Here is a 2,458-nt window from a genome sequence, read left to right as displayed (position 1 = left end):
GCGCAGGTGGAAGGAGATCGTGGACGGCGCGCGGCGCAGCCGCCCGGACAGCTCCTCGGCGCAGTGCGGCCGCTCGAGCAGCGCGTTGACGACCTGCAGCCGCGTCGGGTCGGCGAGCGCCTTGAACAGCTCCGCCCGCCGCTCCAGCCCGGCCTCCCGGCCCTTCGCGTTCGATTCGACAGTCATGGAATCAGAAATACACCCCGGCGCCCGGGCCGTCAATCCAGTTCGACCGACGACGAAACGGACTCGGGCTCGGCGCGGCGAATCTCGGACGCGGCGCGACGTCGTTGGCGCGGCGGGTCCTGGACGCCGCGCGACGCCGTTGGCGCGGCGCGGCCTTGGAGGCCGGACGCCGGTCCGCGCGCGTCCGCGAGGAAGGCGCTTCGGCGGGGACGGAAGAGGGACCGCGCGTCAGGCGCGGGACAAGTTCGACGCGCAGGAAGGCATGCCGTCCCACGTTCGTCCGTCGAGAAGGCGCCCGGCCTCCTTCCGGCGGACACCGCCCCATTGCTTGAAGAAGAACGGAACGCCGGCGTCTTCGCACCGGCGCTGAATCTCGACGACCCACTCCCGCTTCATCTCCCGGGCCTTGGGGCCGGATTCGCCGCCGACGATCACCCAGTCGATCCCGGCGAGGTCGAGGTCCGGCAGCGGCCCGAGCAGCGGCTCGAGCGACAGGAACTTCACCGCGGCGCCGGCGGCGCGGAGGTTGTCGATGCGTTCGACGTACGCGGCGGTCTCGACGCTGACTCCCATCCAGACGTTCTTCGGCCAGGGGAGGCGCGGCGCCAACTCGTTCAGCCGGCGCGCGCGCTTGGTCAGGACCTGGAACTGGTGCCGGCCCGCTTCCTCCATCACGGCGAAGACGCGCGCGATGAACTCTTCCGGCACGAGTTCGTGAAAGAGGTCGCTCATCGAGTTCACGAAGATGCGCTGCGGCGTCTTCCACTCCAGCGGCAGCCGGAGCGCGTCCTCGTGAAGCGTCACCTCGAAGCCGCGCTCGTACTGGGGCAGCCCCATCAGCCGCAGCCGCTTGGCCATCCGCTCGGCGTAGCAGTGCTGACAGCCCGGACTGACCTTGGAGCACCCCGTGACGGGGTTCCAGGTGGACTCCGTCCATTCGATCGCGGATCGGCGGGCCATCAGAGGTCTTTCTTGAGGATATGGTCGGCGATCCTGAGGGCGACGTCGCCGCCCTTGCCGGGGCTTCCCGCGGCGAAGCATAGCATGTACAAGGGACAGCCCGTGGAGTTGCGCAGGAACACGTGGTTCGGCGCGACGACCGAAAAGACCTCCGTCAGTCGCCGCTTGTAGAAGGAAGCGATCGACTGCGTCGTCGCCGTCTTCTCCAGCCTCTCCGGAATGTCGAACAGCGCCGGCTCCTGGACGGCCCGATAGAACTCGTCGCGCCACGCCTCCGTGCCGAAGATGCGCGTCAAGGCGGACGCCCATCCCGGGGGAACGTTCCCGTCGCGTTGGAGAAGTCGCTGCGTCGCGACGCCGAGCGGAAAGAGAACCCAGACGTCGATCGCGCGGGTGTCGGCGACGGCCTTCATCGTGCTCCACGCCACCTGCATGCCGTAGGGATCGAGGAACAACACGGCGCGGTGCTTGCGCCAGTCCTTGGCGGCGAGGGCTTGGAGGAGATCGTTCGCGTCGCCGCACTGAACGTCGAGCGACCGCTGCGGAAAGTCGTCGGCCTGCGCCCGCAGAGCCTCGCACTTGACGGGATCGGCTTCCATGAAGATGTACCTGTCAAACGGCGGCTCGACGCCCAACGCCATGCGGGCCGAGCCGTCCAGAATCGGTCTGGCGTCGCGGTGGAAGTCGGAGAAGTCGAAGAGCGGCGCGGCGTCGTCCGCCTCGTCGCTCGGCCTCCGTCGGCCCGTCCCGGCGAAGGCGTCGATGTAGGCCGTGCGGAACGGCTGGTTCTTCATCACCTGCGTGCAGGCGCGAAGATAGCTCTGGACGATTTCCAGTTTCCTGATCGTCCAGTCGCCGCCGAACGTGTGGACGCCGCCGTTGTGCGCCGATCCGGACATCGCCCCCCCCTCGCCGAAGATCGCCGAGCCGCGACGCCCCCGATGCGTCGAACCCCGGCGGGCGATCGGGCGAAGTGTACTTCGGAGTCCGAGCGCGACGCGCGGGGACCGGTGCGGAAGCGGGACGACGCCGCGCCGGACGGAGAGGATCGAGGAACGCGGGGCGCCGAACCCCGGCGGGCCGCCGCGGGGCGCGGCGCGGGGATCCCGCGGCGCTGTCCGGCCGGCACGATAGAATGGCCGGCATGAGGCTCTCACTTCGTTGCGCGGGGTTCGTTCTCGCGGCGGCGCTCGGCGTCGCCGGCGGGTGCTCGTCGAAGCCGGACACCATCGTCCTCGTCACGGTCGCGGGGCTGCGGGCCGACGCGGTGGACCGCGCGGCCGCGCCGCGGATCGCGGGGCTCGGCGCGCCG

At 70.2% G+C, this 2,458-nt stretch carries 3 protein-coding genes; all 3 read right to left on the bottom strand.

The genetic code is table 11. The annotated features are described in order from the left end of the window. On the bottom strand, positions 1 to 186 hold a 186-nt coding region (locus LLG88_09955), incomplete at its 3' end, for an ArsR family transcriptional regulator (GenBank protein MCE5247227.1). Positions 187 to 414: 228 nt separating this feature from the next. After that, on the bottom strand, positions 415 to 1,146 hold the full coding sequence (locus LLG88_09950) for a phage Gp37/Gp68 family protein (GenBank protein MCE5247226.1): 732 nt from the start codon (positions 1,144 to 1,146) through the stop codon (positions 415 to 417). After that, positions 1,146 to 2,045, bottom strand: coding sequence for a three-Cys-motif partner protein TcmP (locus tag LLG88_09945; GenBank protein ID MCE5247225.1), 900 nt, complete (start codon positions 2,043 to 2,045; stop codon positions 1,146 to 1,148). Before LLG88_09945 ends, LLG88_09950 begins: the two co-directional genes overlap by 1 nt. Between the last annotated feature and the right edge of the window lie 413 nt (positions 2,046 to 2,458).

The organism is bacterium, assembly GCA_021372775.1.
Classification (GTDB): Bacteria; Acidobacteriota; Polarisedimenticolia; order J045; family J045; genus JAJFTU01.
This window is presented reverse-complemented; position numbering and strand designations above follow the sequence as displayed.

Coding starts and splice junctions, on each gene's coding strand:
- LLG88_09950 (MCE5247226.1), bottom strand. CDS start 1,146: ATGGCCCGCCGATCCGCGATCGAATGGACGGAGTCCACCTGGAACCCC.
- LLG88_09945 (MCE5247225.1), bottom strand. CDS start 2,045: ATGTCCGGATCGGCGCACAACGGCGGCGTCCACACGTTCGGCGGCGAC.